The sequence below is a fragment of the Ruegeria sp. YTSA064 genome, assembly GCF_059610325.1.
Genome location: NZ_JBXWNK010000004.1, coordinates 317,794 through 338,847, shown reverse-complemented (window position 1 = coordinate 338,847; position 21,054 = coordinate 317,794). Strand labels below are relative to the sequence as shown.

The 21,054-nt window shown below is 50.8% G+C and carries 13 protein-coding genes; 6 read left to right on the top strand and 7 right to left on the bottom strand.

The features are described from left to right. Window positions 1-385: 385 nt before the first annotated feature. From AC2FI7_RS08510 to AC2FI7_RS08500, 3 genes are read right to left on the bottom strand one after another with little or no spacing between them, the layout of a single operon-like run. Window positions 386-1,327: a TniB family NTP-binding protein gene (locus tag AC2FI7_RS08510; RefSeq protein WP_496833335.1), complete on the bottom strand. Its 942-nt coding sequence runs from the start codon at window positions 1,325-1,327 to the stop codon at window positions 386-388. Next, on the bottom strand, window positions 1,324-3,633 hold the full coding sequence (locus tag AC2FI7_RS08505; protein ID WP_496833333.1) for a TnsB C-terminal domain-containing protein: 2,310 nt from the start codon (window positions 3,631-3,633) through the stop codon (window positions 1,324-1,326). Before AC2FI7_RS08505 ends, AC2FI7_RS08510 begins: the two co-directional genes overlap by 4 nt. After that, complete coding sequence (locus tag AC2FI7_RS08500) at window positions 3,630-4,376, bottom strand: hypothetical protein (RefSeq protein ID WP_496833331.1); 747 nt, start codon at window positions 4,374-4,376, stop codon at window positions 3,630-3,632. The genes AC2FI7_RS08505 and AC2FI7_RS08500 overlap by 4 nt, the downstream gene beginning before the upstream one ends. 1,550 nt (window positions 4,377-5,926) lie before the next feature. On the opposite strand from AC2FI7_RS08500, the gene AC2FI7_RS08495 reads away from it, so the two are divergent. From AC2FI7_RS08495 to AC2FI7_RS08485, 3 genes are all read left to right on the top strand, one after another. Then, a complete protein-coding gene (locus AC2FI7_RS08495; RefSeq protein ID WP_496833342.1) occupies window positions 5,927-8,755 on the top strand; it encodes a UvrD-helicase domain-containing protein in 2,829 nt (942 codons plus the stop codon). A 153-nt stretch (window positions 8,756-8,908) separates the two neighbouring features. Next, window positions 8,909-10,399: a DUF2779 domain-containing protein gene (locus AC2FI7_RS08490; RefSeq protein ID WP_496833329.1), complete on the top strand. Its 1,491-nt coding sequence runs from the start codon at window positions 8,909-8,911 to the stop codon at window positions 10,397-10,399. Between the two features lie 331 nt (window positions 10,400-10,730). Next, a complete protein-coding gene (locus tag AC2FI7_RS08485) occupies window positions 10,731-11,162 on the top strand; it encodes a hypothetical protein (protein ID WP_496833327.1) in 432 nt (143 codons plus the stop codon). 94 nt (window positions 11,163-11,256) lie between these two features. On the opposite strand, the gene AC2FI7_RS08480 is transcribed toward AC2FI7_RS08485, so the two are convergent. Continuing rightward, entirely contained in the window at window positions 11,257-12,198 is a 942-nt protein-coding gene (locus tag AC2FI7_RS08480) for a GIY-YIG nuclease family protein (protein WP_496833325.1), read from the bottom strand. Window positions 12,199-12,289: 91 nt separating this feature from the next. Continuing rightward, on the bottom strand, window positions 12,290-13,063 hold the full coding sequence (locus tag AC2FI7_RS08475; RefSeq protein WP_496833340.1) for a 3'-5' exonuclease: 774 nt from the start codon (window positions 13,061-13,063) through the stop codon (window positions 12,290-12,292). A 566-nt stretch (window positions 13,064-13,629) separates the two neighbouring features. Between AC2FI7_RS08475 and AC2FI7_RS08470 the strand changes: the two genes are divergently transcribed. Genes AC2FI7_RS08470 through AC2FI7_RS08460 form a run of 3 tightly spaced genes read left to right on the top strand, consistent with a single transcriptional unit; the run spans window position 13,630 to window position 18,454 of the window. Beyond that, window positions 13,630-15,519 carry a TniQ family protein gene (locus AC2FI7_RS08470; protein WP_496833338.1) on the top strand — a complete coding sequence of 630 codons (1,890 nt, stop codon included), beginning with the start codon at window positions 13,630-13,632 and terminating at the stop codon, window positions 15,517-15,519. An 11-nt stretch (window positions 15,520-15,530) separates the two neighbouring features. Further along, entirely contained in the window at window positions 15,531-16,742 is a 1,212-nt protein-coding gene (locus AC2FI7_RS08465) for an SIR2 family protein (protein WP_496833323.1), read from the top strand. 59 nt (window positions 16,743-16,801) lie between these two features. Then, entirely contained in the window at window positions 16,802-18,454 is a 1,653-nt protein-coding gene (locus AC2FI7_RS08460; RefSeq protein WP_496833321.1) for an ATP-binding protein, read from the top strand. A 286-nt stretch (window positions 18,455-18,740) separates the two neighbouring features. Here AC2FI7_RS08460 and AC2FI7_RS08455 read toward each other — a convergent pair whose 3' ends face one another. Continuing rightward, window positions 18,741-19,172, bottom strand: coding sequence for a hypothetical protein (locus tag AC2FI7_RS08455; RefSeq protein ID WP_496833319.1), 432 nt, complete (start codon window positions 19,170-19,172; stop codon window positions 18,741-18,743). A 190-nt stretch (window positions 19,173-19,362) separates the two neighbouring features. Beyond that, window positions 19,363-20,814: a COG3904 family protein gene (locus AC2FI7_RS08450; RefSeq protein WP_496833317.1), complete on the bottom strand. Its 1,452-nt coding sequence runs from the start codon at window positions 20,812-20,814 to the stop codon at window positions 19,363-19,365. Window positions 20,815-21,054: the final 240 nt, after the last annotated feature.

Genomic DNA, 21,054 nt, shown 5'->3' with positions numbered 1-21,054 from the left:
CGCCTCAACACTCGGGCAAACTCACGTTTGCAGCTATCGGCTCTGCTGTGCGGTCTGGCATCCTTTGAGGTTGTGACAGCTTTGCTTGGTTAAAGGCGCACCAAGCGCTGAAAAGAGCGTTTGGACACCAAGTTGGACACCAAACAAGAAAGGGCACCGCGTGGTGCCCTGCAAATTGACCATAAGCGTGCAAGAATCACTGAAATCGCGCTATAGTTGCGCAATAAAATCCATTAAAAACAAGCAACTAGGCAACATCCAATTTCTCCGAACACCATAAGCGTGCAGGGCTGGAAGCATAAGCGTGCAAATACAGGTTAAACAAAAAGCCCGCACAAAGTGCGGGCTACTTCGAGTTTGAGCGTGCTTGGTTAGGAGTGTAACCTTATTCGCTTAGTTTAAGCATTCTCTGGGTATCGAATGCTTCGACAAAATCTGGCTCTGTGAATGGAGAATACTGCTTTGTAGTTCCTGTTCGCAGTGCAAACTGTTCAGCAAAATCTTCCAGCTCGAGTTCGCTTTTGCCCTTAAGTTTTGCATTGGTGAGGGTGTCGATCAACAGCTCGATAACAAGGCCCCAGCGATGAGCGCAAGCGAAATCGAGCCGCTCTAGAAAGTCCATCGTAACCAGCGGGACCACATCAATCTCCACTTCTTCCGCGTAGGCAAACACCAGCTCTTGAAGTTCATCTCCATCACGCGTCAGATTGATCTCGTCAAAATGCACGGGATCCACAAGAGCGTCGAGTTGTTCATAAGAGCGGACGTAATCGGACAATGTCGGCACCCCGGACATGATCAGCATCAAGGGCCAACGGGGTTCCTTCATCATGGACTTGAAGCTGTCCAGAAACACCGTGTTCGATTTCGCGCCGGGGGCAAACACATGCTGACATTCATCGTAGTGGATGCCTACAACGCCTTGGCCTTGCGCTTGATCCAAAACTCGCTCCCAGATGTACTCTTGTGTACGAGCCCGATGGACCTCGTAACCGAGCGCTGTAAGCGTTTTGACCCCAAGGTCTTTAAAGCTTACGCGGCCAGAAAGTACGCAACTGACGATTTTCGCAGGCCTACCGTCGGGCATCTGAGTTTTGCTTGTATTGAAGTCACCAATCAGCTTCTTCAGTTCCCGGGATTTTCCGATTCTTGAGTTCCCAGTGACAACCAAACCACGCGCCTCTACGCAGTCATTCCCTTGGCTGATGAATTGGTGTTCAAGGCACTTGCTGAACGCGACCTTCAATTCATCTGCGCGAGGGAGAGTAAGGTGATTTTTCCTCAATTTGTCAGCAATTTTAAACCTGTCTGGGTTAATAAAGTTCATGCGAATTTTCCCCTTTTCTTGGGTCGACCCAGTGGTCGGTGCTTGTCAATCTTTGATGTCAGTTTTGGTTTCTCGGCGTTTGCGACTCTTTGGGGCGCGTCGGCCGTATTTTGAGTTGTCGAAACTGACGCTGAGGTTTCCAACCCGGAGGTGCGGTCGGTCATTTTCCGCCGCAAGCCGCTGCCCAGCGAAAACTCATCCGGATTTTCGGTGCCTGCACTGATTTCGCCAGATTGGAGTGTCGGCAACTTGCTGGGTGAGGGGACTACGCGAGCACCGCTAAACACCCTATGAGCCTTGGCTTTGACTTCATTGATAGTCGAGTAGCTTCTCGGTAGACCGTGCTCTACTCCGATCTTTTCAAGTTGAGAGTAGAGCTTCTTGCGCGTCGCAATAATGCGATCCTCATGAATATCAGAAACGTCTGGATTCTCCTTGCGGTGGGCTTGAAGCAACTCGAGCGCTTCGGGCAGCGTTAAGTCCGCAAATGCTGTAATTTGGAGCTGGAGCCTGAAATAGGGTTTTGTTTCGTTGGGGATAACGGCAGTGGCTTGCGTTAAGTTGTCCGGGTCAATGTAAACCGCAACTTTTGTCTTTGGATGGCGGTCGACAGCGCGTTGAAACTCATCAGAGTTATACCAGATGCCGGAGAAAGCTCTTACTCCTTCATCGGTAGGCGTGACCGAATCCTTCCACCCAAGATGAACACGACGCTTATCCTCATCGGTAGGACGAAGCAAACCGCGAGTCTTGTTGAGTTCCTTGAGCACTTCTGCGGGCCTGCGTCCCCCCATTCCGACACCCATGTGTCGCCGCGAGGGGTATTCGTCAATGAAATAGCGGGTCAAAATGCCGTACAGTTCTTCGGTGTCCAAGACGCCGTTCGCATTCGCATCATAAGAGGGCAGTTCTCCTGCACGTCTACCGGTGTATCCATGGATCAGTTTGATCAGTTGGGACTCAAGCGTACCCAATCCTCTTTCTACGTGGGTCCTGTCCGTCGAAGCATAAGTTCTGCCCACGATTGATGTTGATCCCAAGCCAACTACTGAGCCAATAACCGCCTTGTTGCGCAGGCCAGATCCGTTGTCGGTCATGATGCAGCCGATGCCCATGGCTGGCGCAGGATCTCCGACACAGCCGTATTTGATTTTTTCGCGAGATTTGTCTCGCGTTGCCATTCTCAACAGAGCAAGAGTCGCCTTCGCTTTGGGCTGATCACTCAACACCCAAGCCAACGGCATTCTGGTAGCCACGTCGATCATGAGTAGCAGGTGCAAACGCTGTTGCACGAACTTGTCGATTTTCTTCAGCACATCCCTTTCTTCTTCAGACAAGCGCTCCCAGAACCCTTCTTCCTTTGCCGTCGTGATCAGAGAAAGCTTCATCTCATCAATGTAGGACATCTCACCAGGGAGCAGCGCGCGGTAGTCCGTGCTTCCGCGTCCTCGTTTGTTGCGGGTGTAGATTTCTCCTTTCGTCGCGATCATTAGTTCAGTTGGCGAAAGGAGATAATCTCTATGTACTTTTAGAGATTTTTGAGAAGGAATAAGGAGTTCCTTGAGGCCATTACGCCTGCGTAGCTTATTCTGGTCGTGAATGAGACTAGCGAGATACTCCCTCACGTTGGCCACGCTAAATCCTTTTGCGTCGAGTCCAAAGCTATCCCATGCTTGCGTCATGAGTTGTTTGACGGGGTCGTCAATTCTCGGAGTACGATTCCCTTTCTGGTGTTCGCGCGTGGCAAGGAGTGCGACAAGGTCGTCCTCAGATCCCGCGGAGTCATAAATCTTCAGATACTTCTGGAGGGTGCGGCCTCCATAAAGGGACCAATCAGCGTTCAGGCCACCGCGAGACGGTTTGACCCGCACACTTTTCCCAAATTGTTGGCTTGCTACCTTAGCAATGAAATGACGGTTCTCCGGTTCGTCTAGATCACTAATTGTGGGTTGATACAGAGGATTGCCCGTACGTCTTCTAATTTCGCCACGGAGAGCGACTACGCCGAGGCTGATTGCGTGGTGGAACTCACCGTTTTTTTTGGACCTTGCCGAGAACTGCTCCGCGACCTGGCGACCACCTTGGCGAAGCGAGACAAGGTTGGTTGCCAAACCGCCATCAGCGATGTCGATTTCCGAATTTTGCAATAGTTTCGTGAATTTGGAAAAGGGAATGACGCCAACTTCTCCAGTCTCACAGTCCATCAATTCGTACCCGTCTTGGGTTTTCCCAAGAAATTCAGACGACCCGGTTCCCAGCGAAACCCGTGTCCCAGGGTCGTAGTTGTACTGAGCGTGGATCGTCATGGCGTCACCTGTACCCGAGATGTCTCCAGGAAAACGTTGTTCAAATTGGCGTGGAGCTGACGACGGGCAACGAGGCGGTAGCAGGCGCGAAAGATCCGTTTTTGTGGCAAGTCCACATGATCAAAGAGATCCTTCATTTGCCAAAGCGTGCGCAGGCTGCGTGCTGTCGCGAGCACCAGATCATCTGCCTCAGGATCTGGGTCCTGAAGGAACGCCAGCATTCTGAAGAGGTTTTCTCGCTTTTGCCTTGGGAAATCCGATGCATTGACAACCTTGAGATCGTTGGCTGCGTCTCGTGGAGTCATTTCCTGAATGGCACGGATTTCGCGCTGGGTTTTCGGTTTCGCCAGACTTGCATCATTCCGCACAAACAAGAGACGGCGATAGCCATTTCTAAATGTAATCAGGAGATCATGCGTGTACTGCCTTTGCTTTCCATCGAGCTCAAAATGGACGGTGAGCGGTTGGAAGCTCACGTCGTGCATGTTTGGTGTGATCAAAGCGTCAAGGGCGACAGCCGCTTCGGCCGCGCTTTCACAAACTGCGACTTTCGGCTTCCAGTCGTTTGCGGGCGTTTGATAGGGAAACCAAATTTTGTGAGAAGTTGCGCTGCGCGCACCCGGGTTCCTTACGCCGTCAAAAGGCAAGAGACCGTGAATGTCCCCGAGTTTAATGTTTGGAGCCTTTGGTGTCTTGGGTGGTGAATAGTTCCAAGTGTCGTGGTCGATTACTTCGTGGGTCATGGGATCTCCAGTATCCTCATAGCGTCCGAGATCACCGCAGAGGCCATGCCTTGCGAGCTCGGATTTTGAATAAATGCTTGAACACAGGCGGATTTCCTCCGCTGGGATCAGGCGCCTATTCGCGTGAGAAACTGGAACTCCACGCGCGCACTCAAAGCGCGGATCCAATCAAAGAGATTGGCTCCAACGCAATGGAACGGTTGTGAACAGGTTTGGAAAGACATCTATACGCCCACCATCAATCAAACTTCTTTGTTGGATTGCTTGGTTGGGAAAGCCGCCCCCAGTCAGGTGCGCTTACACAAGCATCCAGGATACCGGTTATCGGAGAGCCGGTATTTGCGAGTGATTGTTATGATGGGTCATGATTGTCATGGGGGCCGATATAAAGCTGAACTCGGCTTGAAGATCAATACCCAATATACGAAATCTTATCAACCTGAAGTCGCAGAACCAAGAGTGTTGCAGGCGGATCACAATGCAGGAAGCCAGCTTCGGCACAGATAGTCATTTTGAATATTTCAAAATAGCGAAACCTTGGACATTGCTGATGTTAGGATTTGAACCTGGTCTCAATAATCCGTGTTCATACATCGTCTAGGTAGCTCTGTGACTTTGCGAATCATCATTCCGAATCGGTGCTGCAAGTAGCCATGTGAGCCTCAATAGCGCTGTCCGGCGGGCGTGAATCGAATTAAGAACACCCAGCACCAAACCGCACCTTATTCTTGTGCTAATCCTTGTCGGATCTGCCTATCTATTCTTCCAAATTGACCGTTGTTGACTTAGGCGAAGCCTAACTCAACAAAACGGAAATTTTTTTGACCCTAATTTCTACAAAAAACTATCCTTATCAGTAGCTTATTGAAATTTTTAGTTCGATTGACTATGCTGATCTCCGGAAGCTCAGTTCGCTTGGACGGGGCAAAAATTGGAATTGGCGGGCATAAGGAGGGTCTGGCTGTGAAGCAAAAAGGAGGTGCCCCTGGGTGCACCAAGTGTAAGCAGGTTGTTCGCTTGCAAGAGCGTATGAGGCCGCCTCCCGTTCATACCAATGCGGGGGACTGTGAGCCGTTGGAACTCAGCTGCGCGTTCTTAGGAGCGAGAGGCGGTGCGCAAGCTGCGAAGAGACGCGAGTTTTTCTGCAAGAACTGGACCATCCGGTACATTTTCATGAAGAAAAAGCTTCAGATCATATTAAGAAAAACGAAAAGTATTACCAACTTTTTGGCTCGGCAATTGCGTCTCACTGACTGCGCAGAGGCAATCCCATGAATCAGCTTTAGATTGTGTATTCATCTTCATGGATCTGTCTGTCCGTTCTGAGGGGGCCTGCATGAGGTTGCCTAAGATCGGGGTTGGAGAGTTTTGAACGCTTGTCCCTTGGGCATTCGCCGCAGCAAACTCCAAAAACGGACTGATCGTTTTCACTTTTTCGGGTAAGCATGGAAGCCAACATCAGGTGAAGAAGAACCAGAGTATTGAACCAAGTTAAGTCTAATCCAATAGTTGGCTTTGTTCTAAACCCTATCGGAACACATCCGCGCTGGCTGTCTTTCCAAGACCAGAAGCTGACGGTCGGAATGAAGCACACACACCAAGTTCACCTGAGTGATCTCGCTGATGCCCCGTCTGTTGCGAGGAAATTACTGGGAAGTCAGCTTTCTGTTCGAACCGATGATAGCGCCGAGTATCTCCTGAAAGGTGCAAAGCACTCCGAAGCCGTAGCCTTTGCAGAAACAGTGCGAGCCCAATGGCTGGCCTATAACCAGGAGCGCCTAGAAGCCGAAGCGCCAGTGATTTCTGACCTGTTGCGCACCATAGCCGAGCTGTCAGGTCCGACCGCGTATCCATCTGCATGCCTCTTGTCGCCCAAACTTGAACTTGCAAGAGACCTAGATCGGAGGTTGCTGTCGAAACTCCCCGTCAGAGCAATCGATGATGTAACGAGAATGAAGGTGGAATCTATTCAATCCTTCATTCGCGACGCCGGACAAAGGCGAAACGCAGCGATTTCCAAATTCGAGAAGCAACAACTTGCTGAATGGGCTGATTTCTTCGACACATTCGAGAGTAACCCGCTCACACCGGAACAACGCACGTCTATTGTAGCCGACGAGGATGCAACTCTGGTTCTTGCCGGGGCGGGATCCGGAAAGACGAGCGTAATTACAGCCAAAGCCGGCTACTTGCTGAAGTCAGGCACTCGTGAACCTCATGAAGTTCTGCTGCTTGCTTTCGCCCGTGATGCGGCGAAGGAGATGTCGGAGCGCATCGAAGAAAAATGTGGCGAGCAACTTGAGGCCAGAACGTTTCATTCGCTGGCTTACGACATCATTGGAGCGGTTGAAGGTAGCAAGCCGGCGCTTGCTGCGCATGCAACGGATGACAAAGCCTTCTTGGCTCTGATCAGGGATATCCTACGCGCACTCGTTAAGACCGCGACCGAGGTATCTAAGGCTATCGTTGGTTGGTTTGCATACGCCCGGCTCGAAGATAAGAGCGAATGGGACTTCAAACAGAAGCATGACTACTACACCTTTATTGAGAAGGCAGACCTCCGCACGCTTCAAGGTGAGCAAGTCAAAAGCTTCGAAGAGCTAATGATAGCGAACTGGTTGTTCGAAAACGGCATCGAGTACGAGTACGAGCCGAACTATGAGCACAAGGTCTCAGAAGGCGGGTATCGAGACTATTGTCCGGACTTTCGTTTGACCAAAAGTGGCGTTTACATCGAGCATTTTGGCGTACGTCGCAAACGGCTTGCGAATAACAATTATCGGTTCACAACCGCTCCTTTCGTTGACCGAGAAGAGTACCTCGAAAGCATGGAGTGGAAGCGGAGTGTTCACGAAGAACATGAGACCACGCTTATTGAAACGTTCTCTTATGAGCGCCAAGAGGGGCGTTTGTTAGAAGCCTTGTCCGAGAAAGTGGCCGAACATGAGGAACTGGCGCCAAGGCCGCCTGAAACGCTGTTCGACCGGGTGGTGGAACTAAAGCAAGCCGACAGTTTCGTGCAGTTGGTTGGAACCTTCCTGCGCCACTACAAAGGTGGCGGATACCAGGTTCGCGAATGTGCTGAAAAAGCTGACAAGCTGAAACTTGGAAAACGGTCGAAGGCCTTTCTGGCAATCTTTGAGCCGGTCTACGGCGAGTATCAAAGACGTCTGGAAGGGCGGATCGACTTTGAAGACATGATACTGCGAGCCTCTGAATACGCAGAGAGCGGAAGATACCAGAGCCCCTTCAGACATATCCTTGTCGATGAGTTTCAAGATATCTCGCGTAGCAGGGGCAGGCTGGTCAAAGCACTCAAATCGCAACATGCGGATGCCAGAGTGTTCGCTGTTGGCGATGATTGGCAGTCGATCTACAGATTTGCAGGATCAGACATCAACCTGATGCGGCACTTTGGAGATGAGTTTGGTGGTGACTTTGATGGGCAAACCGGGGTGCACCGGATAGTCGACCTTGGGAGGACATTCCGGTCTGTCGATCAAATCGCGCACGCTGCAAAGCGGTTTGTCCTGAAAAACCCAGCGCAACTAAACAAAACCGTCATTCCAGCAGGTGTCGCGGAGGCACCGGCTCTGCGGGTTGTGCCGACCTTCCGCCATGATGCTGATCTCAAGCTGGCACAGGTCTTGAGCTCTATTCCGCCAAATCCGGACAGCACAAAAAAGACGACAGTGCTGCTGTTGGGCCGATATCGACACTTGGCTCCGGCGGGTCTTGCCGGACTGCGACGCCAGTTTCCCCAACTCGACATCACATTCAAGACGATCCATTCCTCAAAGGGCCTCGAGGCCGATCATGTCGTCGTGCTGAGTCTGTTTAGAGGGCGCACTGGGTTTCCATCCGAAATTGTAGATGATCCTCTTCTGAATATGGTCTCACCAGACGCTGAGCCGTTCGAGAACGCCGAGGAGCGACGTGTCATGTATGTCGCCTTAACCAGAGCACGAAATACTGTGACACTGATGAGCTCTAGCTCAAAGCAATCTGCCTTTGTCACTGAGCTACTTGAGGACCCCGAATACGGCATTGTTGGCGAGCGCACGACCCAACAGGAGAGCCACACTTGTGGCGAATGTGGAGGTCACCTCCTAGCATTCCCAACAAAAGACGGACGCACCTGGTACAGGTGTGAACACGCTGACCTTTGCGGCTATTCAATCTCGGCTTGCGCAAGTTGTGGCCAAGGCCTTCCGAAAAAGATCGAAAGCTCCAATATGAAGCAATGCGCATGCGGTGCAGAATACCCAAGCTGCCCGGCTTGCGAGAATGGATGGCTGGTCGAGCGGAACAGCCGGTACGGAAGTTTCTTGGGGTGCGTGAGTTTTCCCCGCTGCAAGGGGAAGATGAAATCCAAGTAATTTGCACTTCTAGTGAAAGGTGGAGGCGCAACCTCCTCTCGGCCGGTGATTTAGTCGTCGGCCATAGTGTTTTGAAATTGGCAATCGCCTCTTGAGATCAAGGAAAGGTTGTTTGTATCATAAGGGTTGCATCAGTTCTGGAATGAAGACTGTATGATGCTGTCCAAATCAGACTACATGCTGTTTCTAAAGCACCCTGCATGGCTGTGGATCAAGAAACATGCCAAGCATCTTTTGCCACCAATTGACCCGTCCCTTCAGGCACGCTTTGACGAGGGCCATGCATTTGAGCCTTATGCCGAAGAGCTGTTTCCCGGTCTGGTTCGTTTGGGCTTCTCCGACTTTGCAAGCTATAAGGCGCTTCCAGTGCGAACTCTGGACGCTTGGAGAAACGGTGCGAGTGTCGTTGCGCAGGGACGCTATGAAGATGGAAGCATCACTTGCATATCGGACATCGTGAGCCGAAATGACGATGGGTATGTCCTTACGGAGATCAAGAGCGGCACTTCGGCCAAGCCCGAACACACTTTCGATCTCGCATTCCAACGTGTTGTACTTGAGGCGGCGGGGTTTCCAATAAAACGTTGTGAAGTAGCACATGTGAACCGTGGCTACGTCAGGAACGGCCCGATCAATCCACAAGAACTTGTTGTTGTCTCCGACATCACGGAAGCCGTCACAGAGCAGCTCGACAAAACGCGAAGACGCATCGACCAAGCATTGAGCGTTGTTAGTAGTGGCGCAATGCCTGATCCGGCTCCCGAACTCGCGCGCCTGAGGTCTTATGATGAATGGTTGGACATCCGCGCGCATCTGGACCCGCCTCTAGAGCGGGACAGTATCCACCGCCTGCCGTTCATGAATGCTGAAAAATCCTCGGAGCTGATTGCGAATGGTATCTCTAGGATTGATGAGATCACTGATCCTTCAGGGCTAGGCAAGTCAACACAGCGCTACTTGAAGGCTCGAGCGAACGGCGTGCGCACAATCGATCATACGGAACTGGACAGGTTTCTGGGCGAGATTGCGTATCCAGTTTACTATTTTGACTACGAGACATCTCAAAGCTTGCTTCCGCCATGGGACGGGACCCGCCCTTATCAGCAAGTTCCTTTCCAATATTCGTTGCACGTCCAGCATGAGCCTGAAGGAGACATAGAACACCGCGAATACCTGCATCGCGACGCTGGCAACCCAATACCAGTTTTGCTCGAAAAACTCCGTGACGACATCGGAGACAATGGCTCCGTTTTGGTTTGGTACGCTCCGTTCGAGAAATCGCGCAACAATGAAATGGCCGATGCCTACCCAGAACATGCAGAGTTTCTGGAAGCGTTGAATGCGCGCGTCGTCGACCTGATGAAGCCGTTTGCGGATGAAGTGATCAACGATCCAGCGTTCAAAGGCAGCGCCTCAATCAAAGCCGTTCTACCAGCTCTTTTGCCTGATCTCTCATATGACGACCTAGACATCAAAGAAGGGGCCAGCGCATCCCGTCTTTGGAAAGACGTGACGTTGACGAATCCAGACGATCCAGCACGTGAGAAGGTCTACGCGGATCTGGTCGCCTATTGCACACGCGACACCTGGGCCATGGTCGCAATTCACCGCGAGCTATTGGCGGCGAGGGATCGGCCTACGTGATTCGACATAAGCGGAGTCCAAGGCTATGTCATAAACTCTGGAATTGCCGGGTTTCTCATAACCTTTGTGAGAAGGTTCCCGGAACTACGCGGCGAAAGTACGATTTCAGATTTCTAGTGTTGACGAATGGGGCGCGCTTCCCGCAGTCTTCGCCTATGACCCACCCAAGTAAATACTGCCAACGAATATCGGCCTGAGGTCGATAGCCCACACGCAAACTGTGGGAGGCAGCATGGGTATGCAGGAAATCCTTATAAGATTTTTAGCGCCAGATTAGCGTTCTTGATCGGGTTCGAGTCCCGGGCCTCCTACCACTTATTGGAGGCAAAACATGTCCTATCAAAGGGAAACCGACGAAGACCAAGGAGGTCCGATGGACTCATACTCCAACGATCAACTAGTCGCGGAAATCAAAGATCGCATCTTGTCAGGGAACCTTAAGGAAACCCTGTTTTTTGATGCAAATACATGCCGAATCTACTCCGACCTAGAAAAGGGGTCGAGGCGCCTATTCAAACCCGACGCGGTGATGAGTCTGGTTTTTCCAGCTTCAGAATATTCCCCGGACAGCCGCAAGCATCAAAGACTAGCCGAACTTCTGTTCGATCTTTCTGACGAAGACTTTGGCGCACTCAGATCAGCCGTAAGGGCTGAGACGGAGGAAGCACTTCGCCGCCTAGTGGCGCATCTGGAAAGCCTTGATCTAAGTGATCCATCTGGAGCGAACGAAGAGGAGGTTCCATCCGATGACAGAGGGCGTTGATTTCAATGACATCCCTGTGCCTGTCGAGAAAATAGGGCAGGCTTTTGGTTAACTGGTATCTCTGACCGCACTCCTACATCAGAATTGCGGTTATCTAGAATCGGGACATTCCCGGTAACGACCAGCACAGGGTTTCTGCGTCTTCCTGAAGTCCCCAGAAGAACTCGCCACCTAGGCTTTCAAGTTTTCCGTTGGACTGTTCTTTGAACTTTGCTTCTACCTCTTCGGCCGCCTTCTTGTTTGGAAACGGTTGAGATGTCACTTTGATTTCCCACTTACCGGGTGCCGCAGGGGGAATTCCAGAATTAAGCTCCTCCCGCCGTCGTTTTGGCGCGTTTGAAACGCCAATCTTCATTGCAACCGATTTGTCGCCGAATGACTTTTTTCGACCTATCAAGCTGTGACCGTCGCCGTCATAAACGGCTAGGTAAAGGAAAGTTTCGCCATCTTCGTAGTTCGAAATTCGTTCCCCTGCACTGCCAGGAAACGCTCGTGATGGTTTGAAAACATCAGCGAAGGGTACAACTGTACTTGCCGCCTCGGAAATTGGAGGCTCGCCGAAGACGCTTACCTCACGGACTTTGATTTTCAGAGCTTTGGCTATCTCATCGGCATCCAAGTCAGTACCGTGTACTGCTAAGGCTTGACCAGCCTCAGGCCTATAGGAGTTGAAAGCTATAGTGCGGATCATGACTTTTTCTTCAGCACGCCAAGCACGCCGAACCGGTATTCCGTAGGTCCATTTATCTTCCCACCCACGTTCCTTCTTCCATGCCAAGCCTTGCTCAGAGGATTTCTCAAAATCTCGAATGGGTCTTGCATCGATCTGAACGAAACCAAGCACATATGACCTGAGCGATTTCTCAGTCTCGGCGCTACTTGCGCCATAGATCAGCAACAGATCGCCGTCGTTTAGGTGCCTCAGATATCTGTCACGCGCACTTTCCTGGCTCCAGCCGACATATCCGTCGTCTTCGGGACCGAAGCCAAAGAAGGCCCTGATCCAAATCTGCTTTCCTTCTGGCAGGTTGCTCATGCCAATTCATCCCTTTAGTGCAAGACGCTATCCAAAGGCGGTTAGAAGCAACGATTTGCCCACGATAATCGTCACTCGCTCAAACGCCGTCCTAGTTTTCGGCCAAGTCTTCGAGAAACTCAGAATAGGGTTCGACGCCAGAAACCATGATTGCCTCGCGCGCTCGAGTGCAGGCGACGTACAACAAATGCCTTTCCGTTTCATAGACCTCTTTGAGTTCAGCTTCCGTTGCCGCAGCTTCCAGCCTTGAAGATAGTGGCACCACGTCTTCGTCACAGGCGAGAACACCGACAGCTCTAAATTCCAAACCTTTCGCGATGTGCATCGTGCAGAGGTTCACATGGGATTTAGCTGGCTCTGAGTTGGATGTAAGCAGCTGGTGCTTCAATGCGAGATGCTGAGTGACCGCTTCCGCCCGCCACAGCTGTTTGCGGGTGCGCACAACTAAACCAACTTCTTCCGGCTCTACTCCGCCTTCTAAAACTTCGGCAACCCAGTCGCTCAAACCCTCAATCTCTTCTTCGACACTTTGGAATTCCCGAACGATTGGCGCTACGCCGGAAAACACAGAAACAACCCCGTTCCGGCTTTCTTCGTTGCCGTCTACGTCGGCAATCTTACTCGGTAGGAGTCTGTCAGCTGCCGCTCGGATCTGATGTGAAGTTCGGTAGTTCACTTTGAGAACTTTTGAGCGCCCTCGAATGTCTACGCCCAATGACTTCCACGAGAAGGGTTGTCGAAAAATTCGTTGGCCGATGTCGCCGGCAAAAAACAAGCCATCATCCTTTTCGGCAATGGATGCCAGGAACTTCAGTTCAGACACACTCAGGTCTTGGGCTTCGTCCACAACAACGTGATCGTACATTCCTTTGACCTCGCCGTTCCGCGCAAGGTCATGAAATGCAGCACTCCATGTCGTCAGATTGTCCTCTGCCAAAGCTACTCTAGCCTCTGTGTTTCCGGAGTAACTTTCCAATCATTTGGATTTGGAATTTGCCGCCAGCGGTCGACTTCTGAACGAAGCTCATTAATCGCTGTTTGTAAGTCGAGGCCCTCAGTCCGCCTCTCCTCACTAAATAGATCTTCGGCGTCGTTTGCCCCTTCACCAGGCAGAGCCATTAGAAATTCGGCTCGGCGCCTGCGATTTATGATATCGTTTGTTGGATTACCGTCAGCGTCCAGCTCCCAGTGCATCTTGGGCACTTCGTAGGGGGAGTTAAGTATCGGTTCTTCAAAGAAGTTAGTCACGTTCTGGTCCTACATTTGGCAGCAATGGGACGATAGCAAGTGACCTCGTCAATCAAAAGCAGAAACCCAGTAATCAAACTCAATCGAGACGCCGACGCTGGTACAATCCGCGAGCAGCTTCAGGAAACTGGACCTCTTGCAACGATGTACTCCGTCTTTTGGTAGACTACGTTGTATTCCTCGATGATAACAGATCAGGCAAATTCTGAAGACTTACAGCGCACTACCATGTCAAAGCCACTCCCACTGAGACCAACGCCAAAGAGCAAAGAAACCGTACCTTCGTTCCTGTGTAGGTTAGCCGCTATGAACAGCGTGAGTGCTTCCGCACTCGCATATGATATGGGCTTTTCGCTGAAAAAGGCCGTTCTGTTGCATCAATCAGCACTGAGGGATTTGGCTTCGTGTGGCGGTTTGTCTGAAGCTCAGCTGGCAGAACTCGTTTCTTGGTCGGGAGATGATACCGATGGAGTCAGGAAAGTTTTTCGAGACGAGGTCTTCAGTTCTCGAGCCGTTCGCAACCCGGTCATAAGAGGCTGTCCGGTTTGTTTGCGTAAAGACGCTGAAATCGATCCTGTAAACCCCCTTTCTCAAATGACCATGCGCGGAGACTGGCAGCTTCGCGAAGTTGATATCTGCATCAAACACTCGCATCCACTGGTGCAGCTTTGGAAGAGCAAAGGGGCGATTGATAGGTATGACTTTTCATCGCATTTCAAAACCATCTTGGAGGACATCAAGGAACGGAGACTGGACCGCTCCAGAACTGTTCCGTCACCCTACGACGTCTGGATAGAGACCCGACTTCAAACTAAAGCTGACGACACTTGGCTCGCCAACAGCGCTCTATATCCCGCAGCAACATTCTGCACATTGCTGGGCACTGAACTTCTTAAGTTGGAAGACACTGCTCATTTGGATCAAGATGCTCAGTTGCGAAGGGCGAGAGCTTTAGGTTTTCATGTTGCCAGCCAAGGAGAGGCAAGGATCTTAGGCGCCTTGGACGAGCTTTCTGATCGGGCGGTCGGTGCCAATGCTGGGCCACAAAATGCGTTTGGCCGCTTGTTTGTGGATTTCAGTCAAGCTTATGTCGACCAACCCAAATTTGATCCGTTTCGTCACCTTCTACGAGAAAGCATTATCCGAAATTGGCCTGTCGCTGCCGGTGAAACGGTTCTCGGGATCTCACAGCCTGAAAGGCAGGTGCATTCTCTAGTTTCCGCTGCTGAAGAAACAGGTATTGGCCAAGGGTTGCTGGAGAAGTTCTTGGTCCATACGGGCGCAATTAGTGCCAACGACAGCAAACCGCCAGCACGAAAAACCTTTGATGCAAGAGCATATGCTGACTTGCTAGCCGAAATCCCTACTTTGGTTGGGCCCATCGCAATGCAGCAAGCGATGGGAGCAACAAAGGGTGAGTTCGAAATGCTGGTCAAAGATGGTGTCGTGGTGCCTCGGATCACTACACCCAAGATCAAGTCACCCTGGCGGATTTCGGACGGCATCGCTTTGGTCAATGAGCTCCAAGAAACTGCGTGCGTCACGGAAGCCTTGGACGAAAATTGGGAGCGTATTCAGGAAGCCAAGAACCGCACCGATTTGACTGTTGGAGCAATCATCGCGCAGGTGCGTGCGAAGAATCTCAAACTCGGACGGCGCAAGGATCTACGAGGATATAGTGCGCTTTGTGTGCTGAAAGAAGAAATCGACAAGATGAAGGCGGAGGGCATAGAAGCCTCAGGAGGTCCCTTGATCACCGCCGCCGCTTTTGGCCGATTAGTTGGCATACGCACTCAGGGGTGGTTCGAGCGGCTTTCTGCTGCTGGTCATACACCGGCAACTCGTAGACCCCATCCGAAGTATGGTGGCGAATGGACATACGCCTCGACCAGAGACATCGAAGAATTTCGCAAGCGATTTGTGACATCAAAGATGATGAAAGAAGAGTTCGGCCTTAACAGGCGAGTTTTGCTCGACAAGCTGACGCGATTTGCGCCGAACAGAGAGGATTTTGGGCCTCTCTATTTGCGAGAAGATGCCCTTAAAGCGCTCGACAAACTGAGAAAGCTCTAACCAAGGAACCCTTGCTCTGGGCAGGAATCGTCATTCGCTTCCTAAGCTCTTTCGATCTGAACAAGCACGAAAATTGGCTCTACGCTTTTTTCGCAGGCCAGCGACGAAGCCGCGAAAAGGCGACTGGCAGCGTCGAGACAAGACGGCTAGGGTGGGGTGAGCAAAACGAAGCTAAATCAATTTTGAGGCGAAACGTGGGTATTGAAGAGTTTGTACCGAAGACGCGAACAAGCATAGACAATTTGGGCTTCCTCTTTGGTGCCGGAACTTCGTTCGAGTCTGGATACCCTTTGGTCGGCGGATTGACCAAGGAGGTGGTCGGAACACTTCAAAGTGAAGAACGGACTGTCTTGGATGAAGTCTTGGCCACGTTCGGTAAAACCTATGACGATGCGGCAGGCACGCCAAACATCGAGGAAATCTCGGATCTCGTAATCGAGCATCACACGAATAGCCAACTTGAGCAATTTGGTGCGTTGAAAGAAAAAATCCGCGAACTAGTTCGCGAAGCGATTTTGGGGGTGGAGCACCCAGATGTATCCAATCAAGTTGCCTTTTTTGAGCGTATCAAGAGCCGGGCATTTGATCGTGCAACAGATGTTTGGATCTTTACGACCAATTACGACCTCCTGCTTGAGGAAGCATGTGCTGAAGTCGGATTGAAGATGACGAATGGTTTCATTGGAGCGACGACTCGATACTTCTCGGAAAGAGAATTCTCAACGGTTTCGGGTACGGTTTCAGGGGGGCGTTTTTCTCAGGATGGCGGTTTAACAGTTCGCTTAGTCAAGCTTCACGGTTCGGTATCTTGGTTTCGCAAGGGCGAACGCATTTTTGAAGCAGCGCCTGGTGTTATCAATGAGGCCGAGGCGAGATGCATGGTTCTACCAAGAAGGACAAAGGTGCTTGAGACGCTGTCTTCACCATATGACCGGCTATTTCGGCTTTCCAGCTCAGTTCTGGGTGACAAATGCAAGCACCTAGTAGCATCAGGTTTCAGCTTCGGCGATAGCCACATTAACGAGACCTTGATCACTCCAAAGATTAACTCTGGCGCGATCTCTTTTTCAAATTTTTGTCTGGATGAGCCATCCGCCCTTGAAGCGTCCCGTGGGCGGCCGAACGTTTGGCACTTCTGCAAAGACAAGACTGTAAATGGCGGGCGTGAGACAGAAGTGTCTCACGACACCTGGAAATTCAGCGAATTCGTTAAACTATTCTGAAGGATCACGCCTTGAAGCACCAAATAGGAAAAGTAGTCGAGGTCAAAGGGGACCAAATATTGGTCTCGCTTGCCGAGTTTGATAGGGACAAAAACATCGGCGTCCCTGAAGAAATGGCGATTGATGTTTCGACTCCAGATGGTCCTGAGAATATTCTGATCGGGCAACCTGGTTCATTTATCGAACTGTCTTTGCCCAACGGCACCCTGTTGTGCTTGGTTACAGAAACTCGAATGCGAGAAGCGACGATTGCGGCATCGGAACTCAAATCCGCTGCTAATGATGGGGATTTCATCGTTGAACAAGTCACAAGGCAACTTGTGACGATTCCAGTCGGGACATTAACGGCAGGTGGAAACTTTGAGCGTGGCACCAACATTCTTCCAACTGTCAATGCTCCCGTTTTTGCAGTTCTTCCCAAAACAATAAACGACGTCTACACGAGCTTTGCAGAAGGTGATTTTTCAATAGGAAAACTGTCACTACTTCCCGAACAAGACGCAAAATTGAATTTGGATGCTTTCCTTGGCCGACACGCAGCGATACTCGGACAAACAGGCGGTGGCAAATCTTGGACGGTTGCATCGATTCTTCAAAAAATCTCGGCCTTCCCTCAATCTACGATTTTGCTTCTAGATCTGCATGGAGAGTACGCCCAAGCCTTTGGCGACGAGGCAGAAGTGATTTCAGCAACCGAAATTGAAATGCCGTATTGGTTAATGAATGCCGAAGAGCTCTTGGGTCTAATGATTGACAGAGCGGAGTCTAGTGCACCTAACCAAAATGCAAAATTCAAGGAACTCTTACAAACGGCAAAGGAGAGTCATCCAGAGAACGCGTCGCTAGGACTGGAAAAAATCACCATCGACACACCAGTTTTCTTTGATCTCGACGCGATAATCGAACAGTTCCGCGCCTTAGATACACAGATGGTCAAGGGTTCTTCGGGTAGAGATGTCAAAGGTCCATTGCATGGTCAGTTCACAAGGTTGCTGATGCGGCTGGAATCACGGCTGAACGACAGACGCTATGATCTGATCTTCAAGCCGAAGACTTACAAGACTAGTGGGTCCATGGATGATCTGTTCAGAAAAATACTGGGCGAAGAAACCTCAAGCCGGAAGAAGATTGTAGTTCTTGACATGAGCCCGGTCCCATTCGACGTCAGAGGCTCGTTGATTTCGCTCACATTGAGGTGCCTCTTCGACTTTTCCTATTGGCATAGCCGCGTGAAGGGCGTGCGCTATCCGATGGCGATCTTTGCTGACGAAGCCCATATCTACTTAAGTGATGCGAGCGCTGATCAAGCACCTCGGGAATCCGCGGAGAGGATTGCGAAGGAAGGCAGGAAATACGGAATTAGCCTCACCGTGATAAGTCAGCGACCAAGAGAAATGTCGTCTACAATCTTATCGCAATGTGGCAGCTTCTTGTGTTTGAGAATCTCAAACCCGGACGATCAAGCATACGTGCGGAACCTACTACCAGACTCTGTGCGTGGAATTACATCGATGTTCTCCTCATTGAGGCGGGGAGAAGCAATTTTGATCGGAGAGTCGATGATGATGCCGACGCGTGTCAGGGTCGACCCTCCAGATCCAACGCCAGACAGCGATGACGCTTCGTTTGCAAAATCTTGGAGCGAGGAACCCAGCGAATTGGATGTAGCAGCTGTTCTGAATGCGTGGCGAAACCAAAAGGTGGTGCAATAGCTGGTAACAAATTGCACCTTCGTTGATTCGTTCACTGGATGACGGATCGGATGAACCTGTCCATGGGGTGCGAGATTGCTGCGAAAAGGGGCCGGTGCAGTCTTCGCTCGCTGTACTTTATGAGTGTATTCTTCGCCGAAATAACCGACACTAACTGAACATGTGAGGTAAAGTATTGGACCGAAGTCAGCTCGATGAAGTGATTAGAACATGTCTGCTAGAGCTATACCATCAAGATGGTCAATTGTTGGTTCAAGACAGCGGGGAGCGTGCAATATGTGGGCGCCTAGCTGTATTGATGGGACCAAAGTTTCCGCAATACAATGTGGATATTGAGTACAATCGAGTAGGGCGCGGACTGGAGCCGAAGGACATCGAAATGCCAGATGCGAACGGAGTTTTGACTACCAGTCGAGTTTTCCCGGATATCATAATTCACGAACGCGGACACAACCTCCACAACCTCTTGGTTGTTGAAGTTAAAAAATCCACCAATCCCGTCGGTGATGAGCATGATCACGCTAAGCTGCGGGCGCTCTGTTGGCAGCTGCGATACCAAAATGGATTGTTCTTGCGTTTGTCGACCGGGCCTGATGCCGATTTGTGTCGAGTTCAATACCGATGGTTTGAAGGGCCGATGGTCAATGATTCTTGAACGGCGGCTTTTGTAAAGCTGCGGCAGATTGAATACGTCTGTGGTGACCGTTGGTGGTTGCATCAGCTCAGGCGTAGATCGCACGCCCTTAGGGACGAGAGGCGTCGCTGCGTAAAGATTTCGCTGCGGTCGAACATGGGCCGCGGTTCGGCTGAAGAGGTGCGTGGTTACACGCGACGCATTCGTGGGACCCAATTCATCTCAAAGTCAACTTTCGAGGCTACGTTAACGAGGATTTCCAAAATAGTCCTTATTAGTTGCGGCGGCTCTTTCCGTTTTCAGCAGTGATCAAACCTGTCACCTTTTGTATCTTGAGCTCGTACCACGCAACTCCGCTCGCGGTTTTTCCTCTTTTTGTACTATGGGCCCACCAATCAATGATTGCAGAAACGGTACAAAAGTCGAGGCCACAAGAGACTTCAAACGTGCCAGGCCGAGATGTGTATTCTCTCTCGGGCCATCGCTCGGAAAAAGCCTTCTTTTCTTTGATAACATCTGCCTTGGAAATTTGATTGCCATAAAACACCAGTTCTGATGCGTACACTCTTGCCAAGAAACCCATTGCGTCGGAGTTTTCGCGTGACCACTGTGCGAGGTAGGTGTCAAAGAAGGTCATGAGGGCGTTTTCAGACCATGGGTCTTGTGTAGTAGATGTACTATGCTGACCTTGAGGGGAGGATCCGTCGATGCAAAGGTTAAAGGCGCCCTCAAGAAGCTTTCGATCTTCTGGGGTCGTAGTCACCGTGAAGTCTAAGCTCGTACCCAAGGCACCAGGAAGGAAAACAAATCCGGAGGCGCCGCTTTTGAGTATGTCCACGCCTTTCTGATCGAGAGTTATCTCTGCGACTTCTGGCCCACCTGCTCGCAGTCTCACACTTGTCGAGGGGTATTCGAGCGAGCGGGAGCCATCGTTGGACCTCAAAGCAAATCCATCAAGAAGATCATTGGCTGTCTCGAGCCAAAAATCGTCAAGTGGTCTGAAGCCGTTAGGCTTGGAAAGCAAGATGTAGCGCACGCCTGATCGACAATAAGCAGTAACCTGATTAATGATGCCGCGACCTGAGATGTTGCCATCGAACTGAGCGTAAGCTATCGCACCCTCTCCGTACGGCTCCATCTTGAAATTTGTAAATGAATCCGGAGTTTTGATTTTTAGGGAAATGAGGTCATCCTTGGTTGGAATGTACATTGCCTCTGGAACTGTCAAAGCCATACGCGTGAACAGCGTCGAAGAGACGCCCATGTTTTCAATGTAGTCGTGGACAATTCCCGTCAATAATTGGGTCGAAACCTGTGTTTCGTATACATCTGCGACCTTTCCACTGGCTTCGCCCGCACTACTGAATTGGTGAAACCCTATGGTGGACGCGTCGCTCACGCGCCTATGCTCACCTCCTAAGAAGGCAAGTGCACATGCAGACAAACAAATACCTGGGTTCTCCTGCGGCCTCCAGCCGGGCCCTCCCATTTGCCTGGGTTTATATGCGTGTATGCGTGACGTTAAGCCTGCTTCACGGATCATCCTTCCTAGCTCAATACCACCCAGTAGGTTTCCGCCTGGAGAGTTGAGGTCGATGAAGAATACAAAACCATCGAATGGATCTGCTTCGAGAAACTCCCTGAAACGTTCAGGTGTGGTTTCCGTTATCTGACCTTCGGCCACCACGACATTCGTATGATTTTGATAAATTATGTCAAACGTCATTTCTTTGCCGTTTGCAGTTACTGGAAGAGCGCAGACGCATGCGAGGCACAATATCGCGATACAGATCGTGTTGGCACTTAGGTGCATTGTTTTCATAATTTGTCCGTGGTTAGAGGTTGTCGGACAGATGGCCATCTGAGCTAAGTGAGGATTTGGCTTATCCAGTCGCAGAGATTATGCGGTGGAATTCCGGTGAAGCAAGCTCTGGTTTTAGATTGCCATCCGCTTGATCCTTTCACG

Bases quoted from the DNA above. Each gene is read 5' to 3' on its own strand.
- AC2FI7_RS08480 (WP_496833325.1), bottom strand. From the start codon at position 12,198: ATGAGCAACCTGCCAGAAGGAAAGCAGATTTGGATCAGGGCCTTCTTT.
- AC2FI7_RS08450 (WP_496833317.1), bottom strand. From the start codon at position 20,814: ATGACGTTTGACATAATTTATCAAAATCATACGAATGTCGTGGTGGCC.
- AC2FI7_RS08490 (WP_496833329.1), top strand. From the start codon at position 8,909: ATGATGCTGTCCAAATCAGACTACATGCTGTTTCTAAAGCACCCTGCA.
- AC2FI7_RS08485 (WP_496833327.1), top strand. From the start codon at position 10,731: ATGTCCTATCAAAGGGAAACCGACGAAGACCAAGGAGGTCCGATGGAC.
- AC2FI7_RS08510 (WP_496833335.1), bottom strand. From the start codon at position 1,327: ATGAACTTTATTAACCCAGACAGGTTTAAAATTGCTGACAAATTGAGG.
- AC2FI7_RS08470 (WP_496833338.1), top strand. From the start codon at position 13,630: ATGATAACAGATCAGGCAAATTCTGAAGACTTACAGCGCACTACCATG.
- AC2FI7_RS08505 (WP_496833333.1), bottom strand. From the start codon at position 3,633: ATGACGATCCACGCTCAGTACAACTACGACCCTGGGACACGGGTTTCG.
- AC2FI7_RS08475 (WP_496833340.1), bottom strand. From the start codon at position 13,063: ATGTACGATCACGTTGTTGTGGACGAAGCCCAAGACCTGAGTGTGTCT.
- AC2FI7_RS08455 (WP_496833319.1), bottom strand. From the start codon at position 19,172: ATGCAACCACCAACGGTCACCACAGACGTATTCAATCTGCCGCAGCTT.
- AC2FI7_RS08500 (WP_496833331.1), bottom strand. From the start codon at position 4,376: ATGACCCACGAAGTAATCGACCACGACACTTGGAACTATTCACCACCC.